18 protein-coding genes are annotated in these 20,699 nt (G+C 69.5%); 1 reads left to right on the top strand and 17 read right to left on the bottom strand.

Features of this window, described 5'->3' with window-relative positions; all coding sequences use genetic code 11:
- Nucleotides 1–19: 19 nt before the first annotated feature.
- From HWW87_RS09160 to HWW87_RS09235, 16 genes are all read right to left on the bottom strand, one after another.
- Nucleotides 20–958: a LysR family transcriptional regulator gene (locus HWW87_RS09160; RefSeq protein WP_174432040.1), complete on the bottom strand. Its 939-nt coding sequence runs from the start codon at nt 956–958 to the stop codon at nt 20–22.
- A gap of 272 nt (nt 959–1,230) precedes the next feature.
- Nucleotides 1,231–2,250 (bottom strand): cyclase family protein, encoded by a 1,020-nt coding sequence (locus HWW87_RS09165; RefSeq protein ID WP_175820027.1) that lies wholly within the window; start codon nt 2,248–2,250, stop codon nt 1,231–1,233.
- Complete coding sequence (locus HWW87_RS09170; RefSeq protein ID WP_175820028.1) at nt 2,247–3,734, bottom strand: MmgE/PrpD family protein; 1,488 nt, start codon at nt 3,732–3,734, stop codon at nt 2,247–2,249. Before HWW87_RS09170 ends, HWW87_RS09165 begins: the two co-directional genes overlap by 4 nt.
- Complete coding sequence (locus tag HWW87_RS09175) at nt 3,731–4,594, bottom strand: CoA ester lyase (RefSeq protein WP_175820029.1); 864 nt, start codon at nt 4,592–4,594, stop codon at nt 3,731–3,733. The genes HWW87_RS09170 and HWW87_RS09175 overlap by 4 nt, the downstream gene beginning before the upstream one ends.
- A complete protein-coding gene (locus HWW87_RS09180) occupies nt 4,591–5,829 on the bottom strand; it encodes a CoA transferase (protein ID WP_175820030.1) in 1,239 nt (412 codons plus the stop codon). The genes HWW87_RS09175 and HWW87_RS09180 overlap by 4 nt, the downstream gene beginning before the upstream one ends.
- A gap of 102 nt (nt 5,830–5,931) precedes the next feature.
- Nucleotides 5,932–7,095, bottom strand: a complete 1,164-nt coding sequence (locus tag HWW87_RS09185) for a zinc-binding alcohol dehydrogenase family protein (RefSeq protein ID WP_175820031.1) — start codon at nt 7,093–7,095, stop codon at nt 5,932–5,934.
- Between the two features lie 58 nt (nt 7,096–7,153).
- On the bottom strand, nt 7,154–7,741 hold the full coding sequence (locus tag HWW87_RS09190; RefSeq protein WP_175820032.1) for a hydrolase: 588 nt from the start codon (nt 7,739–7,741) through the stop codon (nt 7,154–7,156).
- Between the two features lie 9 nt (nt 7,742–7,750).
- The gene (locus tag HWW87_RS09195; protein WP_208449931.1) at nt 7,751–9,253 is read right to left on the bottom strand and encodes an MFS transporter; all 1,503 of its coding nucleotides are present in this window, start codon (nt 9,251–9,253) and stop codon (nt 7,751–7,753) included.
- A gap of 470 nt (nt 9,254–9,723) precedes the next feature.
- Nucleotides 9,724–10,470, bottom strand: a complete 747-nt coding sequence (locus HWW87_RS09200; protein ID WP_175820033.1) for a glucose 1-dehydrogenase — start codon at nt 10,468–10,470, stop codon at nt 9,724–9,726.
- Between the two features lie 193 nt (nt 10,471–10,663).
- Entirely contained in the window at nt 10,664–11,368 is a 705-nt protein-coding gene (locus tag HWW87_RS09205; RefSeq protein WP_175820034.1) for an ABC transporter ATP-binding protein, read from the bottom strand.
- Entirely contained in the window at nt 11,365–12,117 is a 753-nt protein-coding gene (locus HWW87_RS09210; RefSeq protein WP_175820035.1) for an ABC transporter ATP-binding protein, read from the bottom strand. The genes HWW87_RS09205 and HWW87_RS09210 overlap by 4 nt, the downstream gene beginning before the upstream one ends.
- Nucleotides 12,114–13,343, bottom strand: a complete 1,230-nt coding sequence (locus tag HWW87_RS09215) for a branched-chain amino acid ABC transporter permease (protein WP_175820036.1) — start codon at nt 13,341–13,343, stop codon at nt 12,114–12,116. Before HWW87_RS09215 ends, HWW87_RS09210 begins: the two co-directional genes overlap by 4 nt.
- Nucleotides 13,336–14,271 (bottom strand): branched-chain amino acid ABC transporter permease, encoded by a 936-nt coding sequence (locus HWW87_RS09220; protein ID WP_175820037.1) that lies wholly within the window; start codon nt 14,269–14,271, stop codon nt 13,336–13,338. Before HWW87_RS09220 ends, HWW87_RS09215 begins: the two co-directional genes overlap by 8 nt.
- A 9-nt stretch (nt 14,272–14,280) precedes the next feature.
- Nucleotides 14,281–14,718, bottom strand: coding sequence for a thioesterase family protein (locus tag HWW87_RS09225; protein WP_175820038.1), 438 nt, complete (start codon nt 14,716–14,718; stop codon nt 14,281–14,283).
- 148 nt (nt 14,719–14,866) lie between these two features.
- A complete protein-coding gene (locus HWW87_RS09230; protein WP_175820039.1) occupies nt 14,867–15,403 on the bottom strand; it encodes an NUDIX domain-containing protein in 537 nt (178 codons plus the stop codon).
- Between the two features lie 121 nt (nt 15,404–15,524).
- A complete protein-coding gene (locus tag HWW87_RS09235) occupies nt 15,525–16,787 on the bottom strand; it encodes a YbfB/YjiJ family MFS transporter (RefSeq protein ID WP_175820040.1) in 1,263 nt (420 codons plus the stop codon).
- A 123-nt stretch (nt 16,788–16,910) separates the two neighbouring features.
- Between HWW87_RS09235 and HWW87_RS09240 the strand changes: the two genes are divergently transcribed.
- A complete protein-coding gene (locus HWW87_RS09240) occupies nt 16,911–17,825 on the top strand; it encodes a LysR family transcriptional regulator (protein ID WP_175820041.1) in 915 nt (304 codons plus the stop codon).
- A 140-nt stretch (nt 17,826–17,965) separates the two neighbouring features.
- Here HWW87_RS09240 and alaS read toward each other — a convergent pair whose 3' ends face one another.
- Entirely contained in the window at nt 17,966–20,590 is a 2,625-nt protein-coding gene (gene alaS, locus HWW87_RS09245; RefSeq protein WP_175820042.1) for an alanine--tRNA ligase, read from the bottom strand.
- Between the last annotated feature and the right edge of the window lie 109 nt (nt 20,591–20,699).

Below are 20,699 nucleotides of genomic sequence, written 5' to 3' on the forward strand. Positions count from 1 at the left end.
GCGGCGCGCGCCATCGCGCTCAGCCCACGCTGCACGCGTCCGCCGTGACGTCGTCGACGACGGATTCCGCAGCCGCGATGATCGCGCGACGCATCCAGCCATGCGCGTTGCTGGCATCGTAGCGGCGATGCCAGTACAGCGACCACGTGACCGGCTCCATCGAGAGCGGCAGCTCGCGGATCACGAGACGCCGATCGCCGAGGCTCAGCGCGTGCCGCTCCGACATGATCACGGCGTACGGCAGCGCATCGAGCATGTTCGGCACGACGAGCCAGTGCGGCACGTTGAGCACGATGCGGCGCGTACAGCCCATGTTCGCGAGCAGGTTGTCGATCAGGCTGTGGTCGACCGGATTGATCGAGACGTTGAGGAAGTCGAGCGCGAGGAACCGTTCGAGCGTCAGCGGCTTGTCCGCATCGGGATGGTTGCGGCTCAGCATGCACACCATCCGGTCGTGAAACACGGTTTCCGACGACAGCGTGCCGGAATGCTCGAGGCCCGCGCTGATCGCCATGTCGAGCCGCCCCGCGTCGAGCGCTTCGGCCGTCTTGGCCGCGCTCGGGTGCACGACGTCCAGGCTGATATTCGGCGCCGTCGCGCGCATGCGCCGCAGCAACGCGGGCAGCAAAAGCAATTCGGTGAGATCCGACATCCGGACCGTAAAATGACGCTCCGAAGTAAAAGGGTTGAATTGATAATCCGATTCAAATAATTCTTCGATTTGTTGCATGATTTGCCGGACCGGTGCGATCAGCGCCTGGGCGCGTGGTGTCAATTCCATCCCGATCGTGCTGCGCGCGAGGATCTCGTCCTTGAACAGATACCGCAGGCGCGACAGCGCATTACTGACGGCCGGCTGGGTCAGGCCGACCTTCAGGCCGGCCCGCGTCACCTGTTTCTCCGTCAACAGCGCATCGAGTATGACCAGCAGGTTCAGGTCGATCGAACGTAGATTCATGATTGTGACCATCCACTAAACGGGTTAATCGCCCCCCGGTTCACGATTATCGCAATGGGGAAATCCCCTGATATTTAGTGCAATAAAAGAGAATAGTCCAATCTTGACGTTTCAATATTTTTTAGATATCTCCCGTCATTGATTCTGTTTTTGATTTGAATGACCCGATTTTCAGTCACTTTTTCGATAATCGGGTCAATCGACGATCCCGGATCGACGCGTGGAAACGGTTCACCCCGGCCGATCGCGCGCCGGCAGCCGCCGCCTGCGCGTCAGACTGTCGCGACCGGATTCACCGGCGCACCGACCAACCCACGGATATGCAACGGCGGTGCAGTGAGCAGGAAGCGGCTGCGCCGATGCGCGCGCAGCCAGTTCGCGAGCGGCGTCAGGTGCCACAGCTCGCCGAGATGGATGCCGAGCTTGAACAGGCACAGCTCGTGCAGCGGCATCAGCGCACCCGGTTGCGCGAGCGGCTGCGCATGCTGCGGCCGCTCCTCGATCGCGTGGTTGTCGGCCACGAGCGCCGCGAGCCGCGACTCGTCGATCCACTGCAGCAGGCGGGCGTCGCTGCTGTCCAGCACGCAGGCGCTCGCGACGGTCGCGGGCGACCCGCTCTCGTCGTTCAACAGCAAATCGGCGAAACCGGTGTGAAGGCAGACGATGTCGCCCTGCTCGACGTGCACGTCGTCTGCTTCCATCACGCGCATCAGCTGCGCGTAGCCGACTTTCGTGCGGGCGTCGCCGAAGTGATGCCGCAGGTCGATCAGCACGCCGCGCCCCTGCACGCCGGTCCGCGCCATCACCTCGATGCCGAGCGAGCGCGCGCCGCCGGTGGCGTCGCCCTCCTGCGGCACTCGCAGATGCTCGCCCATCCGGAAGCCGTTGTAGAACACGATTTCGGGCACGCCGTCATCGTCCGCGTCGAACAGGCCGCCCACGTGCGACAGGCCGTCCCACTGCGTCGAGAACTGCGAGTGCATGCAGAACGAGTCGTCGCACACCACATCGGTTGCGTTCGCAACCTGTTCGTCCGCGCGATAGCCGAAGTACGGCTTGCCGCCCAGCAGCGCCGGCATGATCGCCGGCGGCCGGCGGCGCGCGTTCAGGCCGCCGCCGCGCGGCACGTCGAGCGGCAGGCTCAGCGAGAACGACAGGCCTTCGCGCACCTCGGCGACGCCCTGCCGCACCTTGTCCGGCGTCAGCCAGTTCAACCGTCCCTTCTGATCGTCCGGGCCGAAATCACCCCAGTTCGAGCCGGGCGGCCGCTTGCTCCAGCGTGGTGCATTCAAGATGGCTCTCCTCCTTTCCGGTTCGGATGCACGCCGGACGTCAGCGCCGCCAGCACATCCAGCGGCGTGTCGTCGGCCAGCGCCTGCACCGCGTCGCGCAGTTCGAGCGCGCGCGGCATGCCGATCGTCGAACTCGCGGCGAGCACGAACTTCGCGACGCGTTCCTGTTCGGTCAGCGGCCGCGAACGGGTGCCCTTGCTCGACTCGACGCGCGCCTCGTACTCCTGCCCGTCGCGCAGCGTCACGCGCAGCACGGCAGGCAGGCATTGCGGGAACCGCGCGTCGCACCACGGATCGGCGACGCAGCGGACTTTGGCGGCCAGCGCCCGGCGCGCGGGATCCTGCACGAGCGCATCGTCGAAATCGTCGAACCAGACGCCGAGCCCGCCGCCGCCGAGCAGCGCGGCCGCGATCGTGTACGGCCCCGAGAACGCCGCCGCATAACCGTTTGGCGGATTGGCCTTCAACTCGGCGGGCTCGCCGATCGTGCGCAGCGTCGACGTCGCGACCCGCAGTTCGGCAGACACCACGTCGTCGGCCGTCACGCCCTGCGCCTTCAATTGCAGCGCCGCGTCGATGCCCGGATGCGTGAAGTGGTTGCACGGGTACGGCTTGAAGATGATCCGGCTCGTCTCCCAGTCGTCACCGAGGTCGCGCAGCACGGCGTCGACGTCGGCCAGTTCGCCGCACCATGCGTGAAAGAAGCCGAAGCGGCCTTCGAGCGCGGTCGGCGGCGCGGTCACGCCCGCGCCCGCCAGTTCCGCCGCGCTCACGCCCGCATGCGCGGCCCAGCCGCAGTGGATCCGTTTCACGGAGCCGCCGGTTCGATTGGCCTCGAGCAGGCCCGCGCCCATGCTCGCGGCGATCCCGAGCGCCGCGGCGATCTGCGCGGCGTCGAGCCCGAACAGCATCGCCGCGGCCGCGGCGGCGCCGACCGTCCCGCAAATCGACGTCGCGTGCTGGCCGCGCTCGAAGAACACCGAATTGCCGAGCCGCTCGTTGTAGGCGGCCACGCCGAGCCGGATGCAGATCTCCGTGCCGACCGTGATCGCATCGAGCAGCGCCGCGCCCGATGCGCCACTCGCCTGTGCGGCGGCGAGCGCGGCCGGAATCACCGACGCGCTCGGATGCAGCACCGACAGCATGTGCGAGTCGTCGAAATCCATCGCATGCGCGAGCGTGCCGTTGACGAGTGCGGCGCTCGCGGCCGGCAGCCGGTCGGGCGCGCCGATCACGCTCGCACGGCCGTGGCCGCCCCAGCGCCGCGCGACCTGCAGCACGGATTGCGCGACGGGTTCGTCGTGCGCGATCAGGCTGTTGCCGACCAGGTCGAGCACACGGGCGGCAGCCTCGACGCGCAGCGTGCGGTCGAGCCCGTCGACGCGCACCGCCGCCGCGAAGCGGCCGAGCGCGCCGACGATACCGTCCGGACTCGCGGGCTTGACGGCAGCAGCCGGCGCGGAAAGCGTATCGGGCGCGCTCATGCCGCGACTCCGTCGCGCCGCAGATGGGTCGCCAGCGCGAGCGTCACGCGTGCGTTCGCGATCAGCGGCGGCGCCACCACGCGGCCGTCGGGCAGCACGAACACCGACGATTGCTCGTCCGCCGCATCGACCGCCTCCAGCACGCGCTCGGCCGCGCGGATTTCTTCGTCCGACGGCGTGAACACCGCGTTGATGACCGGAAGCTGGGACGGATGGATCGCGAAGCGGCCGACGAATCCCATCGATTTCGCCCGCAACGTCGATTCCTTCAGGCCGTCGAGATCGCCCAGCGTGTGATAGACCGTCTGGATCGGCCCGTTCAGCCCTGCCGCGCGCGACGCCACCACGCAGCGCGCGCGGCACACCTCGAGCGTGAAGTTGTCGACGCCGATCCGCAGGTCGGCGCGCAGGTCGCTTTCGCCGAGCCCGATCCGTTCGAGCCGCGGCGACGCGGTCGCGAGCTGGTAAGCCGTCTCCACGCCATATGCCGATTCGATCAGGATCTGGATCCCGGCGTCGCTGCCGAGCGCATCGAGCCAGCCCGCGACTTCCTGGATATGCGCGGGGAAATCGCATTTCGGCAAACGCAGCGCCTGCAACGCGGGCAAGGCGATCGCCTCGACGTCGTCGCGGCACCACGGACTCCCGATCGGGTTGACGCGCACGTAGGTCGGCTTCGGCGGGCCGCCCGCGAGGATCGCGGCGGCGGCCTGGCGGGCGTCGACCTTGTGGCTTGCTGGCACGGCGTCCTCGAGATCCAGCACGATCGCGTCGGCCTCGCTCGCGTAGGCCTTCTCGACCACCTGCGTCTTGTGCGCGGGCACGTACAGGTAGCTGCGGCAGGTTGCGCTCTGTTTCAAATCACACCTCGTTCGGTCAGGTCGGCAAGGTCCTGCTGTTCCAGTCCCAATGCGCCGAATACTTCATCGTTGTGCGCGCCGCGCGACGGCCCGCCCCAGCGGATCGCGCCGGGGGTGTCGGACAGCCGGAACGGCACGTTGTGCGTGCGGAACGCGCCCAGTTCGGCGTCGGGCACCGAGACGACCGAGCCGAGCGCCGCGTACTGCGGATCGCGCAGCACGTCGGCGACGTCGTAGATCGGCGCGACGGCCGCCTCCGCGCGCTCGAACGCATCGATCACCTCGTCGCGCGTGCGCTGGCCGATCCAGCCGCCGACCGCCGCGTCGAGTTCGTCCGCATGCTTCGCGCGCTCGACGCCGCTCGCGAACCACGGCTGGTCGATGAGGTCCGCGCGGCCGACGAGCCGCATCACGCGCTCCGCGATGCTGTGCGCCGACGTCGACAGCGCGACCCACTTGCCGTCCGACGTGCGATACACGCCGCGCGGCGCATTGTTCGGCGAGCGGTTGCCGGCACGCTCCGGTACGCGCCCCGTCTGGTCGTAGCTCGCAACCTGCGCGCCCATCGCCGCGAGCATCGTCTCGATGATCGCGAGATCGACCACCTGCCCGCGTCCGGTGCGATCGCGCGCCTTCAGCGCCGTCATGATCGCGAACGCGGCGGTGAGCCCCGCCACCGTGTCCGCCAGTGGAAACGACGGCAGCAGCGGCGGCCCGTCCGCCTCGCCGGTGGCGGCCGCCAGCCCGCTCATCGCCTCCGCGAGCGTGCCGAAACCGGGGCGGCGCGCATACGGGCCGAACTGGCCGAAGCCCGTCACCCGAACCAGCACGAGCCGCGGATTGATCGCGGACAACACGTCGTAGCCGAGCCCCCAGCGCTCCAGCGTGCCGGGCCGGAAATTCTCGACCACCACGTCGGCCTGCGCGGCCAGCTCGCGAAAGATCCGCTGGCCGTCGGCCGTGCCGAGATTCAGCGTGACCGCCCGCTTGTTGCGCGCGACCACCTTCCACCACAACGGCACGTCGTCGCGACGCGCGCCGTACTTGCGCGCCGGATCGCCCGTCGGATGTTCCACCTTGATCACGTCGGCGCCGTAGTCGGCGAGCATCGTCGCCGCGAGCGGGCCGGCAAACAGCGTCGCGGCGTCGATCACGCGAATGCCGCCGAGCGGCGCGCGGCTTGAGGTGTCCGACGCCGTGCCGGCGTCGACCTCCCCGGTTTCCACAGAGGCCATGGCGTTCTCCTGCCAGATAGGTTGCACGGCGCGCCACGCGGCTTCATCGTTTGCATCACTAATCATCATGCAACGATGCAGGCGCGGCGCGCGACCCGCGGCTCAGACCGCGTTGATCCGATAGATCGGGAAATACGTCTCGATCTTCCCGCCAAGGTAATCGGATGCAAGCTTCGGCACGTCGTCGAAATCGAAGATTTCGGTCGGTTCCTGGCCGATCCAGCCGGTCGATTCCTGGAAGTCCCGAATCGTGATGCTGTCGTCGTAGCGCCACGCGTGCGTGTGAATGTGCAGACGGCGGTTGATGCATTCCGTCGCGCGCAGGTTCCACAGACGCATCCCGGTTTTCCAGCCGACCGTCGCGACGATGCCGGTGCGGCCCGTCACGCGCATCGTCGCGCGATACAGCGCGCCGCCGAGATTGTCGAGGAAGATCGCGACGCCGCGCCCGCCGCTCAACTCGGCGATCGTCTCGGCGAATATGCGCTCCGACTCGCGGTAGCGTGCCTGATAGTCCGGATCGGCCCGATAACGCGCCTCGTCATACGCGAGATCCGGAAACTTGCGGCGGTCGACCGGCGTGATGCCGAGCTTCGCGAGCTCCTCGAGCCGGCGGTCGTTGCTCGCCGTCATCGCGACGCGAAAGCCTTCGCGCTTCGCGAGCTGCAGCTCGGCCAGCGTCGTGCCGCCGCCCCAGCCGAACACCAGATAGTCGGCCGGATCGACGTCCGGCAATTGCGAACGCCAGCAGGTCGACGCGACCTTCCAGTTGTCCCATGCGGTGAAGTAGCGGCCGTAGGTCGCCCATTGCAGCAGCGAGTGGCGGCTGTCGGTCGGCACCGGCACCAGGTTGTCGGCGCGCATCTTGGTGCGCTGCGCCATCACGCCGATCGTGCCGGGCGCGTCGTACGCGTAGACGAGCTCGGCGAATCCGTATTCGTCGCGCTTGCCGAACGGCATCACCATGCAGATCTCGCCGTCCTTCAGCGCGTGGGCCGCACTTCCGCGCTCCACGACGCGTACCAGCGCGCCGTTGCCCAGCACGATCTTGTCCTCGCGGCGCTGGCGGCAGATATCGACCGGATTGCGCGACAGCGCATGGTCGAGGTTCGCTTCCCACGATCCGTACAGCGGCTCGACGAGCACCTCGTCGGCTTCGAGCGGGGAAAATTCGAAGGTTTCGCGGCGCAGCTCGCCCGCAACGGGCGGCTGCTGGCGGGTCGGCTCCGGTCCCGCATAGAGAACCCATGCATCGGTCTTGATCATCGTCATTCCTCGGTAAACGACTGGTATCTGAAAAAGCGCGCCGAACGAATCGCCGGCTTCAGCGCGACTGCGTCTGCTCCAGTGCCGCCTCCACGTCCGCCGCCGCGGCGACCTGCCCGAGCTTCGGGAAGATCTGGGTCAGCGCGAACGTCTGCGCATCGGCCGACGAGGTGCTGACCGCGTCGCTCACGATGACGACGTTGTAGTTGTTTTCGTATGCCTGGCGCGCCGTCGATTCCACGCCGATGTTGGTCGCGATTCCCGTCAGCACGATGTCGGTGATGCCGCGGCGACGCAGTTGCACGTCCAGGTCGGTGCCGGTGAACGCGCCCCACTGATGCTTCGTCACGACGAGGTCGGACGGCGACACGCCGAGCGCCGGCGCGAACGCGCTCCATTCGGGATCGAGATTCGGCGGCGACGACGGCGCATCCGTCTTCACCTTCAGCGCCACGCCGCCGTCGGGCCGGTAGCTCGTGTGCACGTAGATGACGGGCAGCCCCCGCGCGCGGAAAACCGCCGCCAGTTCGACCGTCTTCGCGACGACCTGCGCGCCGGTATAAGGCGTGACCGGCAGCGACACGATGCCGTTCTGCAGATCGATGGCGACGAGTGCGGCGGTGCGATTGAGCGTCGGAATGGACATGTATCACCCTCACTTTTGTTGTGGAACGGAAGAAACGGCGGCGTCGAGGTGCCGGCTCGATACCGCATTGAGCAACAGCAGCACGCTGATCACCGCCAGGACGACGGCCAGCTCGCGCAAGCCGCGGTCGCTCGCCGGATGGCCGAGCGCGAGACCGACGAGCGCGAACGACAGGCTGCCGCCGACGTACTGCGCGGTGCGGTACAGCCCGGAAGCCGTACCGATCCGGCCGTGCGGCGTGCTCTGGTAGAGCGTGGCCTGATTGCCGAGATTGTTGAAACCATTAGGAATACCGAACACGACGGACAGCAGGACGATTGCCGCGATCGGCAGGCTGCTCGTCATCTGGCTCATCACGACGCTGCCGATGCAGAGCAGCGCGGAACCGATGATCAGCACCGGACGCGCGCCGTGGCGGTGCACGATGCGGGTCGCGAGCATCGTCGTGACGGTGCCGATGCCGGCGACCGGCAGCATCACGAGGCCGGCGTCGGCGGCCGATAGCCCCCTCGCCTCCTGCAGCCACATCGGCAGCGCATAGAAGATCGCGTAGAACACCGCATAGGTGCCGACGCAGCGCAGATACGTGCCGAGCAGCGGACGGTTGTCGGCCAGCATCCGGATGTCGATCAGCGGCGCCGCGGCCTGCCGCTCGCGGCCGATCAGCAGCGGCACCAGCACCAGCGTCGCGGCCAGCAGCAGCCAGTCGGGTGCGCGCGACACCGACTGCAGGAACAGCAGCAGGCTCGCGAGCGTCAGCACGAACAACGCCACGCCCGGCAGATCCAGTTCCGTCAGCGTGGCGCGCCGCGTGCTGCGCGCCTGCGCGCCGCGATAGGCCGGGTCGGCCGGGATCCACAGCCATGCGAACAGGAAGGCGGCCAGCACGATCGGCACGTTGATCCAGAAGATCGCGCGCCAGCCGGCGAACTGCACGAGTGCGCCGCCGAGCGGCGGGCCGAACGCGACGGCCACCTGCGCCGCGATCGAAATCGCGCCGAGCCCGCCCGTCGGCGTCGCGCCGTTCGCGTGCTGCTGCGACCACGCGCGGATCATCGCCATGCCGGCCGGATAGGCGGCGGACGTGCCGATGCCGAGCGCGACGCGCGATGCGACCAGCCAGCCGAGCGTCGGCGCGAACGGCGCGAGCGACGACGCGACCAGCACGATCGCGAGGCCGATGCAGAAGATGCGCTTCGCACCGAAGCGATCGGCGAGCCGCCCCATCGTCGGCTGGCCGGCGGCCGTCGCGAGATAGAGCCCCGACACGAGCCACAGCGTATCGATGCGCGCGTGCGCGGCGCCGGGCGGCGCGAACGCCTGCTGGATGCTGACGAGTGCGACCGCGATCATCGACGAATTCAGCGCGTTGAGCAGCGTGCCGAGCACGATCGGGCCCACCAGCTTCGCCGGCAGGCGCAGACCTGCGTCGCGTCGGTCGCCACCGCCTTCGGGCGCGCCGCCGGCGGTCGCACGGGCCGTGTGGCCGGATCGATCGTGAGTCGTTTTCATGGCGTCTTCGCGTGATGGATGTGCATCGGTCGACGAATATCGAACGTGCGTTCACCTTACCGCTCCGATCGCCGCGGATGAAATGGATTGTTGCGATGCACACATTCGCAACTTGAATGGGGAGTGTGCGCGGGACGCATGCGAGCGATGTACGCCGGCATGACCGCGCAACGCGGGATACGCCCGTCAGCCTTGCGTGACGGGCGTAGGCGCAGGATTCGGGAGGAGGACTTCAGTCAGCGCGGCACGCAGCGCGCACCGTCACCGCGCGCGCGGCATGACAGTTTTATGCCGCGCCGCGGCACGGGATCAGAGGGTGGCCTCTACAGGGATCGCGTCAGTGCCGCATTCGTGCAGAAAATGTCGAGGGCTGCGTGGCAATAAACGACACGCTGCCCGATCTGCCGAAGCAAATTCGACGCAGCGTGCGGGGATTTCGCTACCGCCGCGGCCAGCGCGGCACGATCCGGTCAGTGCACCCCGCCGCTCACGACGACGTGCTCGCCGGTCAGCCAGCGCGCATCGTCCGATGCGAGGAACACGGCGACCGACGCGATGTCGTTCGGCTCGCCGAGGCGGCCGAGCGGCGTCTGGCCGAGCACCTGCGCTTCGAGATCGGAACCGATGATGCCCGCGCTGTGCGTGCCTTCGGTCACGACCATCCCCGGGTTGATCGCGTTCACGCGGATCTTGCGCGGGCCGAGTTCGAGCGCGAGCACGCCGGTGATCGCGTCGACCGCGCCCTTCGTGCCGCTGTATACGGCGCTGGCCGGCGGCGTGACGCTGGTCACCACCGAGCTGATGTTGATGATGCTCGCGCCTTCGCCGAGATGCTTGACCGCCGCCTGCGTGGTCAGCAATACGCCGAACACGTTCGTGTCGAACTGCCGGCGGTAGTGCTCTTCGGTGATCGCCTCGATCGGCGCGAATTCGTACACGCCGGAGTTGTTGACGAGCACGTCGAGACGACCATACGTTTCGATGGCGGTATCGACGATGCGCTGCGCATCGGCGGCCTTCGACACGTCGCCGCCGACCGCGACCGCGTGGCCGCCCGCTTCGGTGATCGCGCTCACGACCGCATCCGCGCCCGCCTTGCTGCTCGCGTAGTTGACGACGACCGATGCACCTTCGTCGGCCAGTGCCTTCGCGATTGCCGCGCCGATGCCCTTCGATGCGCCCGTGACGATCGCTACCTTGCCTGCCAGCTTGCTCATGGTTTCATTCCTCAGTCCGAAGACGTTCGATGGATGGCGCCGGTTGCCGCAGCGATGCGGTGATGCGTCGGATGCATCGATGTGTTGCGATGGCGACCGGCCTGACTGGCAATGTAGTGTGCGGCACCGCAGCGATAAAGCGGCTCGAAGCGAATTGACTGGCGGAGTTTGCCGAACAATCGACCGGGCGTCGTCAGCCGGCGCTCAGCCACGCGTGGGCGACCTCGCCGCCCAGCCCGTCGAGCCCGCCGTCGTAGACGATCCGTCCCCGCCCCATGACCGCCGCGCGTCGCGCGAGCCGCGGCGCAAGCTGCAGCCGCTGCTCGATCAGCACGATCGAAACGCCGTCGGCCTGCAGCGCGGCGAGGCACGCGCCGACTTCGTCGACCGCGAGCGGCGCGAGCCCTTCGGCCGGTTCGTCGACGATCAGCACGCGCGGGCGGCCGGCGAGTGCGCGCACCAGCGCGAGCACCTGCTGCTCGCCGCCCGACAGCCGCCCGGCTTTCACGTCCGCGCGCGCGGCCAGCAGCGGAAAACGCTCGAACAGGCGGTCGAGCGCCGCGCGTTCGGCTGCGCCGCTTGCGCCGCGCAAACCGAGCCGCAGGTTGTCGCGCACGGTCAGCAGCGGGAACACGTCGCGGCTTTCGGCCACGTAAGCGACGCCGCGCCGCGCGGTCTCGAACGTGCGCGCCCCCGCGCATTCGGCGCCGGCGATGCGCACCGAGCCGGCCGTGCGTACGAGCCCCATCACGGCCTTCGCGAGCGTCGAGCGCCCCGAGCCGTTGCGGCCGAGCAGCGCGAGCGTCTCGCCCGGCGCGAGCGCGAGATCGACGCCGTCGAGCACGGGCTGCAACCCGTACCACGCGCGCAGCCCGCGAATGTCGAGCACGGCGCTCATGCCGCGCCCTCGCCCAGGTACGCGGCCCGCACGCGCGGATCGGCGCGGATCGCGTCGGGCGCGCCGGTCGCGACCACCGCGCCGCGCACGAGCACCGTGATGCGTTCGGCGAAACCGAACACCGCGTCCATGTCGTGCTCGATCATCAGCACGGTGCGGCCCTGCGTCGTCGCTCGGATCAGCGCGATCATCCGCGCCGCCTGCGCGCGGCTCATGCCGGCCGTCGGCTCGTCGAGCAGCAGCGTACGCGCACCGCTCGCGAGCGCGATCCCGAGATCGAGCGCGCGCTGCTCCGCATAGCTCAGCTCGGCGGCCGGCGTGTCGCGCCGCGCGTCGAGGCCGATGTCGTGCAGCACGCGCGCGGCCGCAAGATCGACCGACGCCGATTCGCGCAGCCGGTTCCACCAGCGCCGCCGTTCGGCCGGCGCATGCAGCGCCGCGCAACGCAGGTTGTCGAATACGCTCAGGCGCGCGAACGCGCTCGTCTGCTGGAAACTGCGGCCGATGCCGAGGCGGCTCGCGACGACCGGCCCGCGCCCGCGCAGCTCGACGCCGTGCAGCACGATGCGCCCGCGCGTCGGCCGCGTCGCCCCGGCGATCACGCCGAACAGCGTGGACTTGCCCGCGCCGTTCGGCCCGATCAGCGCGTGGCGCTCGCCGGCCGCGATGCTCAGATCGACACCGTCGAGCACGGTCTGTGCGCCGAAGCGCTGCACGACGCCGTGAAGCGCGATCGCGTTGCCGTTCATCGCGCGTCCTCCTGCGTGGCGGCCGCCGCGCCATGCCCGAGCCGCGCGCGCCAGCCCCACAGCAGCGTGCCAATGCCGGCCGCCGAACCCGCGACGGCCCAGCCGATCGGCGTATCGGCATCGATGCCCCATGTGCCGAACGCGAGGCCCGTGCCGTCGTCCTGCGCGAAGCGCCATGCATAGCCGAGTTCGGCCGCGCAGACGATCGCGACGCTCCAGAACGCGCACGCACCGATGGCGCACAGCAGGCGCCACCGCTCGGTCGCCGGCGCGCCGCGCCGCAGCGCATGCGCGAGCGCCTGTACGATGCCCGCGATCCCGCCGGGCGCGGCCACGACGATCGCGACGAACAGCACGCCGAGATACAGCGCCCACGCGCGCGACGCGCCCGCGACGACGATACTCAGCGCGGTCAGCACGGCCGCGCCGGCCGCGGGCCCGAAGAATGCGCCGGTGCCGCCGATCACCGCGGCGATCAGCACGGTCGCCGAGCGCGCCATCGATACGCTGTCGGGCGTCGCGATCTCGACGTCGATCAGCGTCAGCGTGCCGGCGATACCCGCGAAGAACGATGCGCAGGTGACCATCGCGAGCCGCACGCGGCGCGGATCGGTGCCGAGCGCCGCGACGCGCGCCGGGTTGTCGCGCACCGCGTTCGCGAGCCGCGCAAGCGGCGTGCGCGTCAGCGCATGCATCGCCCACGCCGACACGACGCACCACGCGGCGATCAGCGCATACGCATGCGCCGGCGCGCCGAAATGCCCGTTGCCCCAGGGCGCGCCGCCCGCACGGTCGATCGGCACGCCGCCGATACCGCCGAACCATGCGGGCACGCTCCACGCGGCGGCCGCGACGCATTCGCCGAGCCCGAGCGTGATCATCGCGAACGCGGTGCCGGAACGGCGCGTCGCCAGCAGCCCGGCGACGAACCCGAAGCCCGCGCCGGCCGCGCCGCCGACGAGCGGCAACAGCGGCAGCGGGCCGCCGACGTGGTTGAACCAGTGGGCGGCCGCGAACGCGCCGAGGCCCGCGAACGCCGCATGCCCGAACGACAGCAGCCCGGTCGTGCCGAGCTGCAGGTTGTACGACAGCGCGAGCACGACGAGCGCGGCCGTCTGCGCGAGATAGCCGAGCACCGCGCCATGCGGCCACAGCCACGCGGGCAGCGCGACGCACGCGGCGAACAGCGCCCAGCGCACGCATCCGGCCAGTGCGCGGCTATGCATCGACACGCTCGCCGAACAGCCCGCGCGGCCGCGCGACCAGCACCGCGACGAGCAGCAGGTACGGCACCAGCGGCGCCAGTTGTGCGATCGACACCGCGGCGACGCTGTCGGGCAGCGCGATGCCGGTCCATTGCGCGAGGTCGCGCAGCGACGTGTCGCTCGCGGCCGCGAAGGTCTGCGCGAAGCCAACCGCGAGCGACGCGACGAACGCGCCGCCGAGCGAGCCCAAGCCGCCGATCACGACGACCGCGAACACGACCGATCCGACGGTTTCGGCGAGCGCCGGTTCGATCACCGCGAGCGGCGCGCCGATCACGCCGGCCAGCGCCGCGAGCGCGGTGCCCGCGCCGAACAGCGCCGTCATCACGCGCGGCACGTCGTAGCCGAGCGCCTCGACCGCCGCGCGATGCGTGAGCGCCGCGCGCACGACGAGCCCGATGCGCGATGCACGCAGCAGCCCGCCGAGCGCGACCAGCATCGTCGCGGACATCGCCATCATGAACAGCCGGTAACGCGGCAAAGCGAGACCGAACACGGTCACCGGCGCGCCGTCGAACAGCGGCGGCACGGGCGCCGGCAGCGGCGCGAGGCCCCACACGAGTTTCGCGCCCTCGCCGATCAGGTACGCGAGCCCGAAGGTCAGCAGCAGCTCGCTCGTATGGCCGCGCGCCTGCACGCGGCGCAGCAACATGCGTTCGCAGCCGGCGCCGAGCAGCCCGACCGCGAGCGGCGCGAGCACGAGCGCGGGCCAGAAGCCCGCCCAGGCCGCGATGCTGTAGCCGACGTACGCACCGAGCATGTAGAAGCTCGCATGCGCGAAGTTGAGCACGCCCTGCACGCTGAAGATCAGCGTGAGGCCGGCCGACAGCATGAACAGCAGCAAGCCGTAGCTGAGGCCGTTGAAGGCCTGGAGCGCGAACGCGTGCACCGCGTCGCGTCAGGCAGCGAGCGGTTCGAGCGCGGCGCGCAGCGCGTCGGGCAGCGGCACCGGGCGGCGCGTGCCGCGATCGACGTACACGTGCACGAAATGCCCCTGCGCGGCGGGCGACGCATCGCCTTGTGCGAACAGCCCGACTTCGTAGCGCACGCTCGACGCGCCGAGCTTCACGACGCGCAGGCCCGCGTCGACCGATTGCGGAAACACGAGCGGCGCGAAGTAGTTGCACTGCGTCTCGACGACCAGCCCGATCGTCTGCCCGTGCTCGACGTCGAGCACGCCCGCGCGGATCAGGTACTCGTTCACGACGGTGTCGAAGTAGCTGTAGTAGACGACGTTGTTCACGTGCCCGTAGACGTCGTTGTCCATCCAGCGGGTCGTGATCGGCAGGAAGTGGCGATAGGCGTCGCGCGGACGCGGCTGCGGCTTGTCGGACATGGCGATGGCGGTCAGTGCGATGGAAACGATGTGGACGATGAGGAGGACGCGCGGCGACCGGAGAACGCGGCGCGCCGGTAAAAAACGCAGCGCAGCGCCGCGATCGCGCGCGCCACGGCGGATGACACCCTGCGGGCAGGCCGGCCCGTCACTGCCCCGGCCGATCGACGAATTCGAAATCGAGGCCGCGCGCGCGCATCCAGTCGGCGAGCGCGATGCCCGTGCCGGCGCGCCACGGGCGCAGCAGCGGCGGATCGACGAGCTTGTATTCGAGCAGTTCCGGCGACAGCGACACCGTGCCCGACGCGCGCACGTGGTACGCGATGATCAGCTCGTTCTTGCGCATGAATTCGTACACGCCGACGAGCGATACGTGCTCGGCCTTCAGCGCGGTTTCCTCGAACACCTCGCGCGCGATGCCGTCCTCGGGCGTCTCGCCGTTTTCGAGGAAACCGGTGATCAGCGCGAACATCCCTTCGGGCCACGCCGCGTTGCGCGCCAGCAGGATCTTGCCGTCGAGTTCGACGATCGCGGCAACGACGGGCAGCGGGTTGTTCCAGTGCACGTAGCCGCAGGCATCGTCGGGGCAGGCCTGGCGGATGCGGCCGCCCTCATGGTCGGGATCGGCACGCTCGGTCAGCGGGCTCGCGCAGCGCGGGCAAAAGCGGTAGTCGGCGATGGTCATCGATGGAGATCTGGCGAGCGCCGGACGGCCGTCTGCCGGCTGCCCGCGCACCCGCTCGGCGCGGGAAAGGCTTCATTCTAGCGAGTTTGGCCGCGCCCGAGACGATCCGGCCCCACCGGCGTCAGGGCGACCCGCGCCCGCGTGCGACGGTCGCCGCAAAGCCGGCGGCGCCGATCAGCAGCGCGGCCACCGCGACCCACAGCGCGGGTGTAAACGACCCGAAGCGCGCGGCCAGCGGCGCCGCGACGAGCGGCCCGAGGATCTGCCCGACGCCGTACGATGCGGTCGCATAGCCCATCAGCCCGGCCGCGCGCTCGCCGTGCAGGCGCCGCGCCTCGCGCATCGCGAACAGCGTGATCGCGGTGAACGGCAGGCCGAGCAGCGCGCTGCCGATCGAGAAACCGGCCGCGTTCGGCCACACGATCCCGGCCGCGATGCCGAGCGCCTGCGTCGCGCAGCCGGCCGCCAGCAGCAGCCGGTTGTCCCAGTGCCCGGGCAGCCGCGCGGCGGTGATCGCGCCGACGATCAGCGCCGCGCCGAACATCGGCCAGAACAGGTCGGGCCATGGTGAGGCGGCCGGCAGCGCGGCGCGCGCGATCACCGGCAGGAACGTCGCGGTGATGATGTAGCCGAAGCCCGGTGCGCCGTACAGCACGACGAGCCACGCGGCGTCCGCGCGATGGCTTCGCGTGCCGGCCCGCGCCGCCGGGGTGGCGGGCGCGACGGTGGCCGCATGCGGCGCGGCGGCCGGCGGCGCTGCCTGCGCGTGCGCCGAAGTCGGCGCCGCACCGAACGTGCGCCAGATCGCGACCGACAGCACGGCCGACAATGCCGCGAAACCCTGCCAGCCCACCGCCGCACGCTGGCCGGCCAGCGCACTGCCGATCAGCCCCGTCACCACGATGCCGACGCCCGGCCCCGCATAGATCACCCCGCTCCATTCGGGCGCATGCAGCTCGGCCAGGCGTCGCAACCCCCATTGCGACATGAACACGAACGTCCACGCGCTGACGACGCCCGCGACGAAACGCACGACGAGCCACACCGGCAGCACGTGACCGACGCCCATCGCGGCGGTCAGCAGCACGGTCGCGACGAGCCCGAAGCGCACCATCCGCGCCGGCGAGACGCGCAGCGCCGCGCAACTGACCGCGCCGACGAAGTAGCCCGCATAGTTCGCCGACGCGAGCCAGCCGCCGCCTTTCAGGCCGATCGAGCCGTCCGCAAGCATCAGCGGCAACAGCGGCGTGAACGCGAAACGGCCGACGCCGAGCACGACGGCCAGGCCGACCATGCAGGCCAGCGCGGCCGCGCGGGCACGGCGGTCGGCCTGGTCGGACGAAAGCACGCGGGCGGCGGCGGTCGGAGCATCGAAGCGGGACATGGCGGCATGGGCCGGCGCGTCGCGCGCCGGCCGGATCGGAAATCGGAATGGGTCCATCCTAGCTTGACCAACCATTCTCGAAAAATGAATAATTGAGAATCGACCCATCCCCTGGAGAGAATCATGGACCTGGCGGCGCTGGCGATCTTCCGGGCGGTCGTGCGCGAGAACGGCGTGACGCGCGCGGCGGCCAAGCTCAATCGCGTGCAGTCGAACGTCACGACGCGCATCAAGCAGCTGGAGGAGGAACTCGGCGCGGCGCTGTTCGTGCGCGACGGCCGCCGGCTCGTGCTGACGCCGGCCGGGCATACGCTGCTGCCGTATGCGGAGCGCCTGCTCGCGCTCGCCGACGAGGCGCGCGACGCGGTGCGCGAAGACACGCCGCGCGGGCGGCTGCGGCTCGGCACGATGGAAAGCACGGCCGCGAGCCGGCTGCCGACCCTCCTCGCGCGCTACCACCATGCGTGGCCCGATGTGTCGCTCGAACTGCTGACGGGCACGACGGGCTGTCTGATCGACCGCGTGCGCGACTTCGAGATCGACGCCGCGCTGTTCGCGCGCCCGCCCGAGCCGGACACGCTGCCCGACACGTTCGAGACGGTGCCGATTTTCCGCGAGGATCTCGTGCTGCTCACCCCGCGCGGCCATCCGCCGGTGCGCACGCCGCGCGACGTGATCCTGCCGACGCTGATCGCGTTCGAGCGCGGCTGCGCGTATCGCAAGTACGTCGAGCAGTGGTATGCGGCGCACGGCGTGAAGCCGGCGCGCGTGCTCGAACTCGGCTCGTATCACGCGATCGTCGCGTGTGTCGCGGCCGGCGCGGGCGTCGCGGTCGCGCCGCGTTCGGTGCTCGATCTGCAGCCCGAGACCGGCAACATCGCCGCGCACGCGATTCCCGAACTCGAAGGCATCGACACGCTGCTTGCGTGGCGGCGGGGTTATGCGTCGGCGGCGCTCGCCGCGCTGCGCGATGCGCTCACCGACGCCGCGCGGCAGCCGGGCGACGTGGCGAAGCCGACCGTGTCCGTGCCGGCCTGACCCGGGTTCGCGTGTCGCCGCGGCGATCGACGCGCACAACCTGCACAAACAAAACGACCCGACCGGCACCTGCCGATCGGGTCGTTTTTCGATTCACGCGATGCCGTCAGTGCGGCGGCATCGCATCGGTCGTGCAACGATCAGAGCCGTTCTTCGACCCAGCCCTTCACGCCGGCCAGCGCGCCCGGCAGGTTCGCCGGCTCGGTGCCGCCAGCCTGCGCCATGTCCGGACGGCCGCCGCCCTTGCCGCCAACCTGCTGCGCGACGAAGTTCACGAGCTCGCCGGCCTTGACCTTCTTGCTCGCATCCGGCGTAACGCCCGCGATCAGGCTGACCTTGCCGCCTTCGACGGCCGCCAGCACGATCGCCGCGCTCTTCAGCTTGTCCTTCAGCTTGTCGACCGTTTCGCGCAGCGTCTTCGCGTCGGCGCCGTCGAGCGTCGCGGCCAGCACGTACACGCCGCCGATTTCGACGGCCTGCTGCGCGAGCTCGTCGCCCTGGCTCGACGCGAGCTTCGACTTCAGCGCGCCCAGCTCCTTCTCGAGCGACTTCACCTGCTCCTGCACCTGCGCGATGCGCTGCGTGAGTTCCGACGGCTGCGCCTTCAGCGCGGCCGCGGCTTCGTTCACGCGCGCGTCGAGCTCCTGCACGTAACGCACCGCGTTGTCGCCGGTGATCGCCTCGACGCGGCGGATGCCGGCCGCGACGCCGCCTTCGACGACGATCTTGAACAGGCCGATGTCGCCGGTGCGGTGCACGTGCGTGCCGCCGCACAGTTCGCGCGAGAAGCCGAGATCGAGCACGCGCACTTCATCGCCGTACTTCTCGCCGAACAGCGCCATCGCGCCGCCCTTCACCGCTTCGTCGTACGGCATCACGCGCACGATGCCCGGCGCGTTGGCCAGGATTTCGTTGTTGACGATCTGCTCGACGCGACGGATTTCGTCGTCGGTCATCGGCGCGTTGTGCGCGAAGTCGAAACGGGTCTTTTCCGCGTCGACGAGCGAACCCTTCTGCTGCACGTGCGCGCCGAGCACTTCGCGCAGCGCCTTGTGCATCAGGTGGGTGGCCGAGTGGTTGCGCTGCGTGCGGGCGCGGCGATGCGCGTCGATTTCCGCGCGCAGCACGTCGCCCACCTTCAGCGTGCCCTGCTCCAGCGTGCCGTGATGACCGACCACGTCGGCCTGCACCTTCAGCGTGTCGGCCACCGCGAAGCGCGTCGCGGCGTTCGCGAGCACGCCCTGGTCGCCGACCTGGCCGCCCGATTCCGCGTAGAACGGCGTGTGGTCGAGCACGACGACCGCATCCTGGCCGGCCTTCACTTCGTTGACGGCCGAACCGTCGACATACAGCGCGACGACCTTCGCGTCGTCGAACGCGATTTCCTCGTAACCGTGGAACGTGGTCTTCGCGCCCGAGTATTCGAGGCCCTGCGTGGCCTTGAACTTGCCGGCCGCGCGCGCCTGCTCGCGCTGACGCGCCATCGCGTCGTCGAATGCCGGCTCGTCGACCGTCATCCCGCGCTCGCGGCACACGTCGGCCGTCAGGTCCAGCGGGAAGCCGTACGTGTCGTGCAGCTTGAACGCGAGCTCGCCGTCGAGCACCTTGCCGCCCTTCGCTTCGACGTCGGCCAGCGCGGCCTCGAGGATCGACATGCCGTGCTCGATGGTTTCGAAGAAGCGCTCCTCTTCCTGGCGCAGCACGTCGGTCACGCGCTGTTCGGCTTCCTTCAGCTCCGGATAGGCCGTGCCCATCTCGGCGACGAGGTCGGCCACCAGCTTGTGGAAGAACGCACCCTTGCGGCCCAGCTTGTAGCCGTGGCGGATCGCGCGGCGCACGATCCGGCGCAGCACGTAGCCGCGGCCTTCGTTGCCGGGGATCACGCCGTCGACGATCAGGAACGAGCACGCGCGAATGTGATCGGCGATCACCTTCAGCGAGTTGTTCGTGAGGTCGCTGATGTCGGTCACGCGTGCGGCGGCCTTGATCAGGTTCTGGAACAGGTCGATCTCGTAGTTGCTGTGCACGTGCTGCAGCACCGCGGCGAGACGCTCGAGGCCCATGCCGGTGTCGACCGACTGCTTCGGCAGGCGCGTCATGTTGCCCTGCGCGTCGCGGTTGAACTGCATGAACACGAGGTTCCAGATCTCGATGTAGCGGTCGCCGTCTTCTTCAGGCGACCCCGGCGGGCCGCCCCATACGTCCGGGCCGTGGTCGTAGAAGATTTCGGTACACGGGCCGCACGGGCCGGTGTCGCCCATCGTCCAGAAGTTGTCCGACGCGTAGCGCGCGCCCTTGTTGTCGCCGATCCGGATGATCCGCTCGGTCGGCACGCCGACTTCCTTCGCCCAGATGTCGTACGCCTCGTCGTCTTCCTGGTAGACGGTCACCCACAGCTTGTCCTTCGGCAGCTGGTAGACCGTGGTCAGCAGCTCCCACGCGAACTTGATCGCGTCGTGCTTGAAGTAGTCGCCGAACGAGAAGTTGCCGAGCATCTCGAAGAACGTGTGGTGGCGCGCCGTGTAGCCGACGTTCTCGAGGTCGTTGTGCTTGCCGCCCGCGCGCACGCTGCGCTGCGCCGTGGTGGCGCGCGAGTACGGGCGCGGGTCCGTGCCGAGGAAGACGTCCTTGAACTGGACCATGCCCGAGTTCGTGAACATCAGCGTGGGGTCGTTACCGGGCACGAGGCTCGACGAGCGGACAATCGTGTGGCCCTTCGATTCGAAGAATTTGAGGAATTTCTCGCGGATTTCGGCAGCTTTCATGGCGTGCGGGGACAGTCTGGCAAAGACGGCTTCAAACGCCGGCGCCCCAGGCGGGGCGCGCGGCGGCATGGATTCGGAAACGATCGATTATACGATACAGGCCGTCCGC

The sequence above is a fragment of the Burkholderia sp. BCC0419 genome (assembly GCF_902830285.1).
Classification (GTDB): domain Bacteria; phylum Pseudomonadota; class Gammaproteobacteria; order Burkholderiales; family Burkholderiaceae; genus Burkholderia.